The 14,481-nt window shown below is 38.6% G+C and carries 13 protein-coding genes, 2 tRNA genes and 2 pseudogenes; 8 read left to right on the top strand and 9 right to left on the bottom strand.

Translation table 11 applies throughout. The features are described 5' to 3' along the window. Window positions 1-50: 50 nt before the first annotated feature. The 8 genes and pseudogenes from rlmH to yycF form a co-directional block, all read right to left on the bottom strand. Window positions 51-530 carry a 23S rRNA (pseudouridine(1915)-N(3))-methyltransferase RlmH gene (rlmH, locus tag B2008_RS07270; RefSeq protein WP_286822635.1) on the bottom strand — a complete coding sequence of 160 codons (480 nt, stop codon included), beginning with the start codon at window positions 528-530 and terminating at the stop codon, window positions 51-53. Between the two features lie 18 nt (window positions 531-548). Beyond that, window positions 549-686, bottom strand: coding sequence for a hypothetical protein (locus tag B2008_RS07265; RefSeq protein ID WP_286822634.1), 138 nt, complete (start codon window positions 684-686; stop codon window positions 549-551). Between the two features lie 334 nt (window positions 687-1,020). Continuing rightward, a complete protein-coding gene (locus B2008_RS07260) occupies window positions 1,021-2,274 on the bottom strand; it encodes a S1C family serine protease (protein ID WP_286822633.1) in 1,254 nt (417 codons plus the stop codon). Window positions 2,275-2,359: 85 nt separating this feature from the next. Then, window positions 2,360-2,972, bottom strand: a pseudogene (locus tag B2008_RS07255) (MBL fold metallo-hydrolase). Between the two features lie 17 nt (window positions 2,973-2,989). Continuing rightward, on the bottom strand, window positions 2,990-3,805 hold the full coding sequence (locus B2008_RS07250) for a two-component system regulatory protein YycI (RefSeq protein ID WP_286822632.1): 816 nt from the start codon (window positions 3,803-3,805) through the stop codon (window positions 2,990-2,992). A gap of 2 nt (window positions 3,806-3,807) precedes the next feature. Continuing rightward, on the bottom strand, window positions 3,808-5,151 hold the full coding sequence (locus tag B2008_RS07245) for a YycH family regulatory protein (protein WP_286822631.1): 1,344 nt from the start codon (window positions 5,149-5,151) through the stop codon (window positions 3,808-3,810). Then, the gene (gene walK / locus B2008_RS07240) at window positions 5,141-6,997 is read right to left on the bottom strand and encodes a cell wall metabolism sensor histidine kinase WalK (RefSeq protein ID WP_286822630.1); all 1,857 of its coding nucleotides are present in this window, start codon (window positions 6,995-6,997) and stop codon (window positions 5,141-5,143) included. Before walK ends, B2008_RS07245 begins: the two co-directional genes overlap by 11 nt. 65 nt (window positions 6,998-7,062) lie before the next feature. Next, window positions 7,063-7,779, bottom strand: a complete 717-nt coding sequence (gene yycF, locus B2008_RS07235; protein ID WP_286822629.1) for a response regulator YycF — start codon at window positions 7,777-7,779, stop codon at window positions 7,063-7,065. A 131-nt stretch (window positions 7,780-7,910) separates the two neighbouring features. Between yycF and B2008_RS07230 the strand changes: the two genes are divergently transcribed. The 8 genes from B2008_RS07230 (at window position 7,911) to B2008_RS07195 (ending at window position 13,077) form a co-directional block, all read left to right on the top strand. Next, window positions 7,911-7,983: transfer RNA gene (locus tag B2008_RS07230), tRNA-Lys, on the top strand. A gap of 137 nt (window positions 7,984-8,120) precedes the next feature. Next, window positions 8,121-8,345 (top strand): hypothetical protein, encoded by a 225-nt coding sequence (locus B2008_RS07225; protein ID WP_286822628.1) that lies wholly within the window; start codon window positions 8,121-8,123, stop codon window positions 8,343-8,345. Between the two features lie 104 nt (window positions 8,346-8,449). Further along, a tRNA-Lys gene (locus B2008_RS07220) sits at window positions 8,450-8,525 on the top strand. A 139-nt stretch (window positions 8,526-8,664) separates the two neighbouring features. Next, window positions 8,665-9,423 carry a lysophospholipid acyltransferase family protein gene (locus B2008_RS07215; RefSeq protein ID WP_286822627.1) on the top strand — a complete coding sequence of 253 codons (759 nt, stop codon included), beginning with the start codon at window positions 8,665-8,667 and terminating at the stop codon, window positions 9,421-9,423. An 11-nt stretch (window positions 9,424-9,434) separates the two neighbouring features. Then, window positions 9,435-10,259: a glycosyltransferase gene (locus B2008_RS07210; RefSeq protein WP_286822626.1), complete on the top strand. Its 825-nt coding sequence runs from the start codon at window positions 9,435-9,437 to the stop codon at window positions 10,257-10,259. A gap of 14 nt (window positions 10,260-10,273) precedes the next feature. Next, window positions 10,274-11,221, top strand: a complete 948-nt coding sequence (locus B2008_RS07205) for a glycosyltransferase family 8 protein (RefSeq protein WP_286822625.1) — start codon at window positions 10,274-10,276, stop codon at window positions 11,219-11,221. Next, window positions 11,218-12,084, top strand: coding sequence for a lysophospholipid acyltransferase family protein (locus B2008_RS07200; RefSeq protein ID WP_286822624.1), 867 nt, complete (start codon window positions 11,218-11,220; stop codon window positions 12,082-12,084). The genes B2008_RS07205 and B2008_RS07200 overlap by 4 nt, the downstream gene beginning before the upstream one ends. Window positions 12,085-12,192: 108 nt before the next feature. Continuing rightward, a complete protein-coding gene (locus B2008_RS07195; RefSeq protein ID WP_286822623.1) occupies window positions 12,193-13,077 on the top strand; it encodes a LysR family transcriptional regulator in 885 nt (294 codons plus the stop codon). Window positions 13,078-13,089: 12 nt separating this feature from the next. Here the strand turns inward: B2008_RS07195 and B2008_RS07190 are convergent. Next, window positions 13,090-14,394 (bottom strand): annotated as a pseudogene (locus tag B2008_RS07190) (branched-chain amino acid transport system II carrier protein). Between the last annotated feature and the right edge of the window lie 87 nt (window positions 14,395-14,481).

Below are 14,481 nucleotides of genomic sequence, written 5' to 3'. Positions count from 1 at the left end.
CTAACTTTTAGGTCTCATTTCATTCTTTTCCTAAGAATGCTGGAGTTTTTTTACTTATGATACGGACTGCCACTATTAATCATAAAAGCCCGATAAATCTGCTCAATCAGCACAACGCGCATAAGCTGATGCGGCATGGTCAACTTGCCAAAACTAATCAAATCATCCCCACGCTTATTCACAGCTTCACTCGTACCTAAACTGCCGCCGATCACAAACGTAATATCCGAATGACTATACGTGCCTAAATCCGCAATCTCCTTCGCAAATTCCTCGCTGCTGCGCTGTTTTCCCTTAATCGCAGTCACATAAACATACTCCTTATCCTTAATCTTGCTAAGAATTCGCTGACCTTCAATTTTCTTAACTTGCTCATCTTGTGCATCACTAAGCTTCTCCGGAGTCTTTTCATCCGGCACCTGCACAATCTTCACCTTGGCAAAACGGCTAAGGCGCTTTTCATACTCAGCAATCGCATCTTTAAAGTATTTTTCTTTTAATTTTCCAACACAAACTATCTTGATATTCATAATATCTTATTTTATCCCCTAATCTACAATGTTTCCACCGTAGTTTTCCACACCTGTGTAAAAGCATAACCTACATTTTGTGGTCCCTAATCTATTTTCGCCAACAACTTGTGGTTCAAAACTTTCTTCAATTTTTTTTAAAATAATTTCCCACATCAGCCCCTGCGAAAAACTTCTTTCACAAACTTTATGCGTGAAAAGCCTATTCTTATGCTATGAACGGATGTTTTAACAATATTTTGTTCACTAATACTTACACACAATTCACAACTTATCCACAGTTATTAACAAGTCATTATACCCTACTTATCCACAATCCACAGTTTTATCCACAGTTATCAACAGCTTATAAAATTTTCGAAAACTTGACAAGTTTATTTTCCGAACTTTATCTTGTTACACAAATTTAAAGTTAAGAAAAAAGGCGATATAATCGTGAAACACGCATTACATCGCCTTTTTTATTTTTGATTATGGAATATTCTACTTGTTAATTACTTTCAAGAGTAACTTTTAAGTTTTGTGTCTTACCATTTCTATTAACGGTTACGGTCACAGTATCACCGACTTTGTGATTATACAAAATGGTGTGTAACGATGCGACATCAGTTACTGTCTTACCGTCAACTTTGGTAATAACATCCTTAGCCTTCATACCAGCCCTTGAAGCTGAACTATTCTTAGTTACAGATGCAACATAGATACCACTCTTCAAAGTTGATTGAATGCCCAAACGGCTTCTGTAACTTTCAGGAATACCACTCAAAGCTACAACCTTAACTCCAAGTTGTGGACGGGTAATCTTACCATTCTTCACTAATTGGTTAACAATCGTTACAACCTCATTAGATGGAATAGCGAAGCCCATCCCTTCAACAGAAGTACCATCACTTGATTCTGCCAGCTTCATTGAGTTGATCCCGATTACTTGACCAGCAGAGTTAACCAATGGACCACCAGAGTTACCTGGGTTAATGGCTGCATCGGTTTGAATTACAGTTTGTTGGTAAGCTGAAGAAGTAGTAATCGTTCTGCTTGGAGCTGAAATAATCCCTTGCGTTACCGTAGAAGCATATTCACTACCAAGTGGTGAACCAATCGCAATTACTGTTTGACCAGCTTGCAAGCTCTTAGAATCGCCAAATGAAGCAGTTTGCGTTACATACTTAGAGTCGATTGAAAGAACGGCCAAGTCAGTTGTTGAATCTTTACCAACAATCTTGGCACTAACGGTTTTACCATTAGCAAGCATTACTTGAACAGCATCAGCGCCAGAAACAACGTGGTTGTTGGTTACGATGTAGCCTTTACCGTTTGATTTCATATAAACAACACCGGAACCTTCACTGTAAGTTTCAAGCTTGCCGCTGCCAGATGAAGAGCTGTCGCTATCACTGCTGCCACCAAAAATGCTTTCAATGCTGGAACTGCTTGATGAAGATTCCCGCTTTAAGTTAATTACTGAAACAACAGCGCCCTTAACTTGATTGTAAGCGCTGGTCATTGTGCCGCTAGTTTTTGCACTAGTCTTAGAGACCTTGGAACTGCTTGAAGAAATGCTGGTTTGAGCGGTATTGTTGTTGCCAACCTGTGCATTATTAATAGCATCAAGTGCTGTGTAAGAAACACCACCACCGATTAAACCGGCTACGACACCAACGATGGCTGTTTTGACTAAGACATTGTTTTTCTTTTTTGGTCTGTTAGTGTTTAGGTTTTGATTATTATTTTGTTGATTTTCCATACACATTACTCTCTTTCTTGTTTTTCTTTTAATATAAATATACTGCTCAAATTTGAAAAATATATGAATATTGTTTTCAAAAAGGCTAAATTTTTACTAAACTAGTTGGCTTCTGCGGATCAGTATCGATGATTTTTACATCTGAATCCAGATTGGCATCCCCCTGCACCAGCATCTCTTCCGCAGTATCATGCGCCAAATATTCAGTATTATTATGCTGGCTGCGATGCGCTAAAAAGATATGCTTGGTCTTCGGCGTGACCACATCTAGCAGTGCCTGCCCTGCCTCATCATTTGACAAGTGACCTGCATCAGACAGAATGCGCTGCTTTAATGGCCAAGAATAAGGTCCATTGCGCAGCATCATGACTAGTTGCAAAAGCTGTCACGTCTAAATCGCCAAAAGTTTTTGTCTGTCCTGGTTCAATCGTACTGATCTGTTCGACCAGCAATTTGCTAATTTTATTGGTATCCAGCAAATAATTCCAGGTGCCGGTATTGGCAAAAGCATCGATCTTAGGATAGCGCCGCATCAAGCCGCCTAATCCACTGCTATGATCACTATGATCGTGACTCAAAAAGGCCATGTCGATTTCATTGATATCCACACCAACTTCAGCCAGCAAAATTTTATGCTGCCTGGTCGTCAGCAAGCTGACATTACCAGTTGAGCCGCTGGCTAAAACAGAAACTTGCACTTATCCTTCAGCCTCCATTAGTTATATGTTGTATTAGTTTGAATCATCTGTGCCGTAAATGCGTTTACCCGCTTCAAAGTTACATTCTTGGTCGTCTTGTTTTCAACCCAGACCAGCCAAGTTGGAAGCAAAATAGTGCTGCCACGCACCTCGGTTAACTTAGAATAACCCAGGCTAACTTTCATAACTCGTGAGTTATTTGCCAATTCACGGTCAGTATACATTGCACGAACCGCATGCCAGGGTGAAATAGTAGACTGCTGTTCACGTACTGCAACTACTGGGCCCAAGTAGCTTAAAGTATAGTTTTCAATCGTCTTGGACTTAATATTGATCGTTAGCTGTGCCCCACTATCATAAATGTCGCCATATTCTGACGTTTGAACGAAAGTATAGTTGTTGCTGCCGGACATGCTTGCTTCATAGCGATATTGCTTGCCATAAGGAACATTGCGCGAATCATTTTTAAACTTATTCAGTTCCGCCAAAATCTGCTTTTTGCTGCCGCTGATTCTGACGATATTCTTAGGCGTGGCCATTAATTTGTTATCAGTTTTTGAATAGCTGGCGTTTACCTGAATCAAAGAGGTCAATTTGCTAGTCAAATAATCTGACTTTTTAACTGCTAAATAATAGCCTGAAGCCTGACTTGTCGAAAGCTTAGATGGCAAATCGATTCCATCTGCCCGCATCTCAGAACGGATACTATTATTAGTTGAACCAGTAGTAGAATCTGACAAACTAACATGTGACCGCAGAATTTCAACGCCTAAATATATATCGATCAACAAGAAAACAATTAAAAACAACCATTCGATTCGTTTATGATCCATTTTTAATTAGCCTCGCTTTCTTGGGAATTGATTGTTCTGCGATATGCCGTCAAATCCTGCTTCATCCATTCATCAACCGACTTCCATTCGCCATAGGCTTTCACATAATAGGTCGGGACAAGATTTACCAAATTATCGCGCGTACTGTCTTTTTGAACTTGTGAACCGACGACAATATCATCGATTTCTGATTCGTCTAAGCCATTTGCTTTCAACTTAGCAACCACTTCACTTGTTGGTGCAAGCGTTGTTGTTTGCCCATCAAATGGAATTGGAATCTGCAGGTTGATGCTGTTAAAGGCAACAGAAATTGAATCCGTTGAAAATGTCGTGGTAACTTGCACGTCATGTTTGTTTAAAAAGACTGGCGTACCTTCAACATAGTTGGTATAGCGAATACTGCTTGCATCAGCGTCAAAGAAACGCAAGTCCTGTTCAGTTAACCCGATCAGGTGAACATAGTAAATACTATCTAACAACCGGCTGGTATTAGTAACATACTGATTCTTTTCATAGTGCGTGTACAAATAATCGTCGCTGTTTGACTTGCTTTTTGGCACGCGCAATCTCGTTGAATAATTCAATGAATAAGCTGTCCAGCCCTTTTTGCTTGTCCGCGTTGAAACTCCGGAAGTTCCTAGCAAACGAGCTACAAAGTATGAGTCTGCTTGCTTATTAGTCAGATAGCTGTATACCCGCCACTTTTCAGTTTTAGTGTAGTAGACGGTATAGCCCAGCTTGGTTTTAACGAATTTAATCGGAGTCTTGTATTGCGCGTTTTGAGCATATTTACGTAAACGCGTAAAATCGCCCTTCTTGATTTTTACACGGTAAATTCGATAGTTCTTATCATTGCCGACATAGATTTCACGATTGTTGCCGGCGGTAGAAATAAAAATTCGATTTAACTGCCGATTGTCCTTTTTAGAAGTTCCTGTTGCAAAAACACTGAAAGTAATCTTATCAGGGTATGTCAGTTGCAAATAATCTTGGTTAGCCAGCATTTTTTCATATTGACTTTGAGAAGAAGAAATCAGCTTAATGCTTGTCACCTTGAGTTTTTGCAAATCCTTTGAAAATTCAAAGGAAAGGTTGTTCTTAGAATCGTACAGCCGATATAATTGACCATTCCGATAGCCATAAGAATTAGTAGGAATGCACAAATCATACAGCGACTTGGTACTGCGCGTCTTGAGCTGTTGCTTAGATGAACTGTCTGCTTGATTGATCTGACTAAAACGCTGATCGTTAGTCATGATAAAAATCCAAAGTACGATTGACAGGATAATAGCTCCCGCTGTTACCAGCAATAGCAGCCAGTCAGTAAATTTTGATTTAAACTTCATCCCAGTCATCCTCCTCACTCATTGGTTCGTATGGTAAGGAAATATAGAAGGTTGAGCCGTTGACTTCACTACTGTCGGCCCAAATCTTACCATGGTGGGCTTCCACAATTTCTTTAGCAATAGCCAAGCCTAAACCGGTACCACCTTGAGCCCGTGATCTTGCCTTGTCGACACGGTAAAAACGGTCGAAGATTTTGCCCAGATCTTTTCTTGGAATACCCAAGCCTTGGTCGGAAATGCTCAAAATAACGTGGTTTTGATTTTGAACTAAGCGAACGGTAATTACGCCACCATCAGGTGAATATTTAATCGCATTATTCATAATATTATCGATTACTTGTATCATCTTATCAGTGTCAATTTCAACCCATAAGGCTTGATTGCCAAGTTCACGCTTAATAGTGTATTTCTTCTTTTTATCGGTATTCTTATCGGTTTTAACAATCATATCGAAACGGTTAAGAATATGCGATACAAAATCGTTCAAGTTGACCCACTCTAGATCCATCTTAGAAACGCCACGGTCCATTCTGGACAAGCTCAACAGGTCATTAATCATACGGATCATTCGTTCAGTTTCTTCTTGAGTAACCTGAAGGAATTGCGGTGCAATCGTTGGATCTTTCCATGCACCTTCGTTTAAGGCTTCAATATAGGCCCGCAAACTAGTCAAAGGCGTTCTTAACTCATGAGAAACGTTGGAAACAAACTGCTTTTGCGAGTTTTCATTCTTTTGCTGCTCAGTAACATCGTGCAAAACGCAAACGCTACCTGAAACAAAGCCGGTTACCCGCTTAATCAGCGAGAAGCTAGCGTGCAAAATCATTTCATCCCGCGTACCACTATTGACAGTGACAGCAATTTCTTTTTGGTTAGCAATCAGGTCTTGGACTGATTCATTCAACCCCAATACCTTGTTAATCGGTTCGCCAATGACGTCTTTTTCTTTAACATTTAAAAAGCTCAACGCCATTTGGTTAACAACATTAACATTGCCATGCCGGTCAGCCGCAAGCACTCCGTCGGTCATGTGCGACAGAACGCTATCCAGCCGCCTTCGTTCACTGTCGGACTCTTCCTGTGATCGTTCAATTCTGATTGATAAAGTGTTAAAAGCCTTGCCTAATTGCCCCAATTCATCATCAGAATAGATCTTTACCTGGTTTGAATAATCACCATTGGCAATATTCAATGCTTGCTGCTGCATTTCTTCAATCGGCCGCGTAATCGCACGCGAAATAACCAGTGATAAAATCGCTCCCAAAAGGGCCGCAATCAATGATGCAGCCAAGAAGGCCAATGAGGTGTTGCGCAAATCATCGAATACTCCTTGCATGCTGGCCCGCACATAAATCGCACCAACACTGTTGGTTGAACTAGTGCCACTGGTCAATGGTGAAATTTGCACCATATAGTTTCCCTTATCGTCAATTACTTTAGTGACCTTGCGACCAGTAGAAGTAACTTGCTTAACATCATTATTGTTGACTCTTTGTCCAATCCGACTTTTATCATTCAAGTTGGAAACAGCCCGAATAATATCCTTATTATCTACAACAATAATTTCACTAATATCAGAATTGGTGTCGTAATCATTGATAATTCGATTCAGACGATCGTCAGTATTTTTGCCATAATGTGCCAATTGGCTGGCCAATTGATTGGTGACGATCGGTGGAATTTGAATTGTCTCTTGAAAACTTTTAATACTGCTTTGTTCAAGTTGTCTAGTAAAGTACGCTCCAATTACTTCAATTGTAGCTAGCAGCATTAGCATAAACACTACCGCCAGCTTGGTATTGATCGAATTGAAAGTATGCTTTAGTACTTTTCTTATTTTTTTCATTCTCTTCCAAAATTCACAATATAAAAAGAAAGCCACACACTTTCGCAGTCCTGTGGCTTTCTAAATTATTCTTCGGTTGGCTGCTTTACGTAGTATCCAACGCCGCGACGAGTAATCAAAATTTGTGGTTGAATTGGATTGTCTTCAATCTTTTCTCTTAACCGGTGAACAGTTACATCAACGGTCCGAACATCCCCAAAGTAGTCATAACCCCAAACTGTTTGCAATAAGTGCTCACGAGTCATAACTTGTCCCATATGTTGAGCTAAATAATATATCAGTTCAAACTCACGGTGAGTAAGTTCGATCTTTTTGCCATTCTTCTCAACAATATAGGCATCTGGCATAATGACCAAGTTACCGATCTTAATGTTTTTATCGGCTTCCTCTTGGGTTGCAGCTTCTGCTTTTTTAACAATATCACGACGGCGCAAGTTTGCCTTTACCCGTGCAACTAATTCACGGTTAGAAAAAGGCTTGGTTACGTAGTCATCAGCACCCATTTCAAGTCCTAAAACTTTATCAATTTCAGTATCTTTAGCTGTTACCATGATGATGGGCATATCGTGAGTTTGCCGTACTTCACGTGCAACTTCGAGTCCATCTTTTTTAGGTAACATTAAGTCCAAGATCATCAGGTCTGGATCATATTCGTCAACTTTTTGAACAGCCTCTTCACCATCATAGGCAGTGTCGACGTCGAAGCCTTCTTTGGTTAAATTGAATTTGATAATATCAGAGATAGGCTTCTCATCATCGACGACGAGAATTTTCTTTGGCATCGAGAATGCCTCCTTTGCTTCATATATTATACTGGTTTTTGCTTTTTTAGCCAAAAATATACAAAAAATTCTGAAAATCACTTGATTTTGCTCACATTAAATTGCATAATAATTGTTGTCGGTTATGGCATGGGTGGTTAGCTCAGCTGGCAGAGCAACGGACTCTTAATCCGTGGGTCGAGGGTTCGATCCCCTCACCACCCACTATTTTAAAGCATCGCTTCGGCGGTGCTTCTTTTTGTTGTTTATTTTTAAATTTTCTTAGTTTTCGTCTTTTTGATAGCTTTTAGTAACCGAATCCTGGTAAAATATAGCTAAGATTTAAATAGGGAGGCGTTCTTATGAACAACGAAAACGTATTTTTTAACCCTGGCGATGCAATTTCTTCATCACACGATTACAAGGAAGCTCGCCGCAGCGCTCAAATTATTAAGGCAAATAAACCAACAGCTGGACAAATTATTATTGCTAAGAGTGCCAAGAACGGTACCTACGCAATTTACCTTGCCGAAAATGCCCTCGATGAAAAACATGGTGAGCCATACAAAATTACTGATAAACTTTAAATAATGGTCGCTTAACGGCGGCTTTTATTTTTTGCTTTTTTCTAAAAAAAGACTTGCCAAAAGAATGAATCATTGTTAGTATTATTAACTGTCAGCGATGACATGGGTGGTTAGCTCAGCTGGCAGAGCAACGGACTCTTAATCCGTGGGTCGAGGGTTCGATCCCCTCACCACCCACCAAATATGGAAATGTCACTGCAAGTAGTCGGTGCTTTTTTATATCTAAATTAAGGACAGGACACAGTGTGTTCTGTCCTTTTTTCTTCCTATCTGTTTTCATGATAGAATTAAACTAATAATTTTTTAAGGAGGCTTGAGCATGAAAACTTACTATTATGAGAAAACAACTGATGATGTAGTTAATTCTGCTCAGAAAGATTTTTCTTTGCCAGATGATTATGCGATTTTTCCCACCTCCTTATCAGGTCGCATCTGGAATAAAATAATTCGTGCGCTAGCCTGCGGCTTTGGTTTTATTTATTCGCGCTTGTTTTTGCATACTCATATTGTGGGCAAAGATAAGCTAAAAAAAGCTGCTGATCAGGGATATTTCGTTTATGGCAATCACACGCAGCCAATGGGTGATGTTTTTACGCCTTTGACGGTTGTTTCTTGTCAAAAAATGTACGCAATCGCTGACCAAGCTAACTGGGGCATCCCCTTCATCGGCAAATATTTGGTTCGCTATGGTGGTCTGCCTGTTGGTAAAGATATCAAGCAATCGATTAAGCTGCTTAAGGCTGTTAAAAAAGTGATCAGGCAAAAGAATGGCGTTGTACTCATTTATCCTGAAGCTCACGTTTGGCCTTATTACACTCGGATTCGCCCTTTCACTGATACCAGCATGCATTTTCCAGTTGCTTTAAATGCTCCTAGCTTTACGTGGACAAGCACTTATACCCGATCTAAATTCTTTAAGCGACCAAAAATTACCGTCTATATTGATGGACCCTTTTACCCGGATAAGAATCTAAACAAGAAACAGGCCCAGGCTAAACTTCACGAGCAGATTTGGAAGAGCTTAGTTAGTCGTGCTAAACTAAGCAATTATAACTACTATCACTATCAGAAAAAATAAATGGGAGAACAATGAACATTCTTTTTTGCGGAGATCAGCATGCCGAAGATGGTGTCCTCATCTCTACTCTTTCTTTATTGAAAAACACAAACGAAGAGCTGCACCTCTATGTTCTTACAATGGAGCTGCCTGGCAAGCAATATCAACCTTTTTCTAAGCATGCGGCTGATTTTATTCGCTCTTTATTGGTCGAAAAAAATAAAAACAACACGTTAGAACTAATCGACTGTTCTCGGCTTTTTGTTAAACAGCCCCCAACAGCTAATATGGGAACCCGTTTTACTCCTTACGCAATGCTCAGATTGTTCGCTGACCAATTGCCTCAAATTCCGGACCGTGTCTTATATTTGGATGATGACATTATTATTCGCAAGGATATTTCTGCTTTTTACCATCAAGATTTAGGACACATGGAATTAGTTGGCGTACTAGATTATTGGGGTCGCTTCTTTTTCCACAATTGGAAAAGCAAGCGCGTCTTTGACTATATGAATTCCGGCGTTCTTTTATTCAATATGCCTGAAATTAAGCGAACGAAGCTATTTGCAAAAGTTCGTCACATGATGCAAGTGAAAAAGATGTTACTGCCTGACCAATCAGCAATCAATAAGCTGGCTGTCAGAAAGCGCATCGCACCGCGCAAATATAATGAGCAGTACCATTTGCGGCCAGATACCATGATTCAGCATTTTACGACCAGTTTTCGCTTTAAACCATACTTCCACACGTTAACAGTTAAGCCCTGGGACGTAGAACGCGTTCATAGCGTATTACATTTACATGAATACGATGATCTGTTAGAACAATATTTAAATTTAAAAAACAAGCTATCATAGTAAAGGAGATTCTAATGACAATTCCTGTCTTTTACAGCATCAGCGATGATTTTACGAAATATGCCGCTGTTTCACTTTATTCCTTAATTAAAAAAGCAAATCCAAACACTGACTATACCGTTTATTTTTTAAACCAAGATTTGTCTGATAAGCATAAAAGCGATCTAATGGCGATGGCAACTGAAAATGTGCACGTTAAGTTTTTCCACATCAATGATGAACTCGTTGCCCCAATTAAAAACCGAAAAGAAAATTTTTTGCGGGCCGACTTTTTCACACTGTCCATCTTCTACCGTCTCTTTATTCCGGAATTATTCCCGCAATATGACAAGGCGATCTATATTGACAGCGATACAGTACTAAATGATGATATTGCCACGCTTTATCAAACCGATTTAGGCAATAATTTATTCGGTGCCTGCACGGATTCATCAATTCAGTTTGTCGAAAAAATGCTTTTCTATATTAAAGATGTTTTGGATCTTGATTCTAAGAAATACATTAATTCCGGCATGTTGGTAATGAACTGTAAGTCCTTCCGCGACAAGCATTTCATCGATCACTTCATGGACTTATTGACCAAGTACCATTTCGACTGCATTGCACCTGACCAGGATTATTTAAATGAATTAGGCGAAAACAGTATTTTGCACCTTGATCCTCGTTGGGACGCAATGCCGAATGAAAATACACCTGAAATAAAAGATCCAGGTTTAATTCACTACAATTTATTCTTTAAGCCTTGGCACTTTACCAATGTTCAATATGAGAAATATTTCTGGGAAAACGCTCGACAAACAAAGTTCTATTCTGAATTGAAGCAAGAATTGGATAATTATACTGACCAAGAGCGTGAGCAGGATCGCAATAAGTTAAACCATATGCTTGAAAAAGCCGATGTAACTGCCCGTGATCCCCACAATTGGGCTCAGATTAAGAAACAAGGTTCGGTGGCATTATGATTATTGGAGATAATCGCGAACAAGTAATTAAGAATATTCGGACCGCTGCTAATAAGCGAGATTTCACAGCCAAGGTTGAAATCGGTGATCCGGTGATGAGCTTGGACGAACGCTTGAAGTTAGTTAATAACTTTTGGCAACATCAGAATAATATTTACAGCAAGCTAAACAACGGAATTGGACATTTAATGCTCAATGTTTTGGCCAAAACCATTACCAGCACTACTGAAGTCGTTGGAACTGAAAATTTGCGTGACTTGCCTCGTGGCGGTGCAATCATCACTTCTAATCACTTCAATCAGCTCGATGCATTAACTATTAAAACTTTGGCCAATAAGGAACATCATAAGCTTTCCATCGTAATTGAAGATACTAATTTGATGCTTCCTGGGATTCTCAGATATTTGATGAATTATATTGGAACGATTCCTTTAGTTAACAGTCCTAATTATATTGGCAACGACTTCATCAAGCATTTGCATCATGCCCTAGATAAAGATAATTGGGTCCTTATTTACCCTGAACAAGAGATGTGGTGGAATTACCGCAAGCCGAGAAAACTCCAGCGAGGGGCCTATTATTTTGCAGCTAAGCAAAATGTCCCAGTTATCTCTACTTTCGTTGAAATTCAACCTTTATCTAAATTGGAAAAGAAAGATCCTAATTTTTATCAAACTAAATATATCGTGCACGTTTTGCCAGTAATTTATCCGGACGTAAAATTGAGTTTACAAGCTCGTTCAGAAAAGATGAAGCAGCAAGACTATCAGCAAAAAGTTGCGGCCTATGAAAAAATATATGGTAAAAAATTAGACTATGACTTCACATCCTGGGATATCGCGGGTTGGCGCGGTAAACTTTAAAAAAGATTGAATTTATTATATATTCAATCTTTTTTTATTTGCAGTAGATATATTTTCTTTTATAATTAACGTGGAGAGGGAATGAATATATTGTGAGGGGTGTCCACCATGAATTTGCGTCAATTGTACTACTTTAAAGAATTAGTCGAACAAAAACAATTCCTTAAAGCTGCAAGAAATTTAAACATATCACAGCCTAGTTTATCTAATTCCTTAAAATCGCTAGAAACGGAGTTAGGTTGCCAATTGGTCAACCGTAGCGGTGGTAAGGTATTTTTAACAGAATACGGCAAGATTTTTTATAAAACCGCAATTGAATCTGTTTCTTCTATTGAAGATGCTAAGCTCGAAATCGAACGCCAAAAGTTGCGCGAAAAGAATATTGTAGAAATTGCAAGTATCCCAACATCCTTTAATACTTTTTTACTGTCCACCATCAAGGAATATCAAAAAGAAAGCAGTACGCAAGCTAGATTTTTCTTTGATGATGCTCTTTCACCTGAAATTTGCGAAGGTCTTCGCTCAGGTAAATACGACTTGGGTATTTGTTCAAAAGATGAAAATTATTCCGATTTAACTTTTCTACCGCTTTACAATGAGGAGCTTGTTTTAATCACTAAGAAAAATAATGAATTAGCTCAAAAAGACAAAGTCAGTTTGAAAGATTTAGATAATGAAGATATTTACACATATTCGACTAAATCGACTTTAGGTAAGAACATTACTACGGCAATTACCGCTAAAAACAAAAATATAAAAATTCACAATTTTGCTAAGGATGAGCTAAGCTTGGCCAGTTCAGTAATTGCAAATGACCTTAAGGCTTTAATTGTTAAAAGCGTCTTCTTAGATCATTTTGATCTTAAACAAATTCAAGTGGATCTGCCACGTAATACAAGACAAGTTTACTTAGCTTATAATAAGCAAAATATAAAGAACCAAGAAGTCAAAAATCTAATTAATTATCTGAAAAACAAAAAGGGATCTAAATAGATCCCTTTTTTACTACTTTGCTTTTTCTTGAATTTTGAAAACGATCGTACCGATGATTAAACCAACAATCATTGGAATGAACCACGATAATCCTTCGTTAGCTAGTGGCAGCATATTTCTAACATGCGCGATCGCAAGCCCAAAACTGCTTTTACTTACAACGGCTGGCATATTAACAATCATATCCATAATTGCCGGAACCAAAGTAAATAGAACACTGATTACATAAACCGTTCGATTCATTTTAAAGAAATGCGTAAATACGGCAAAAATAATTAAAATGATGGAAATTGGATACAGCAGCATTAAAATGCAGGCTGTGACCAGGAAACGATCGTCTCAAGGCCAACATTGGCGAATAAGAAGGCACTGATGCTAGTAATAGCCAACCAACCATGATAACTAATTTTAGAAAAATGTTTATGAAAGTCTTGCGCAAAAGCAGCAACTAGACCAACTGAAGTCGTAATACAAGTTAAAACGATTAACGCTGCTAGAATTGCTTGACCAATTTTACCGGCATAGCTTTGAACAATTTGAGAAAATGCGGTGCCTCCGTCAGCTGAAACAGCAAATCTGCCAAGAGACATTGCACCAATCGCAATGCTTTTATCTTCCTTTTTACCCATTTGACGAATGGCCGTGATAATCGTTACACCGAACGCTAACCCGGCTAGAGCATCCATTGTGTTATAGCCTTGTAAAAAGCCATTCATAACGGCTCCAGACGATGTTAAATAGTCTGTGGTGCTTTTAAACAGTATTAGGATTCCCCACCATTGGAAAAAGGAAAGTAACTATGAATACCAAGAATAGCAACACAAGAAAAATCGGATTAAGAATTTTTCCTAAATTATCCAAAATATTGCTTTGATTATAAGAAATAAAGTAAGTAAATATAAAGAATAAGGCTGAAAATATCAACAACCCTAATTTTGGGTAATTACTAAGGATAAATGGCGCTATTCCAACTGTATAAGAAACAGTCGCAGTTCTCGGAGTTCCAAATAATGGACCAATAGTTAGGTGAATTAAGGTCATAAAAATCAATGCAAATGTAGATCCAAAAGGTAATCCAATTTCATATACTCCATTTGCATGAATCAAGGCAATTGCCAAAATTGATAATAAAGGCAACAGCACAACCGTAATTAAAAAACCAAGTGCTGCTAAAAACCAATTATGTCCTGCAATTTGTCCTAAATGAAGTGGGAAAATCAAGTTCCCAGCACCAAAAAATAGAGCAAAAATCATCGAGCTGATTACAAAGTAATCTTTTTTTGTTAGTTCTCGTTCTAAAGTTTCTAAATCTTCCATTATTTCAACTACTTTAATTAGTTATTAATTTTGCCATATTTTTCTCAACAAATCTACAAAAACCTAAAAAAGAGACGCTCTCGCGTC

This window comes from Lactobacillus sp. UBA5813 (assembly GCF_002417895.1).
GTDB classification, from domain to species: Bacteria; Bacillota; Bacilli; order Lactobacillales; family Lactobacillaceae; genus Lactobacillus; species Lactobacillus amylolyticus.
This window is presented reverse-complemented; position numbering and strand designations above follow the sequence as displayed.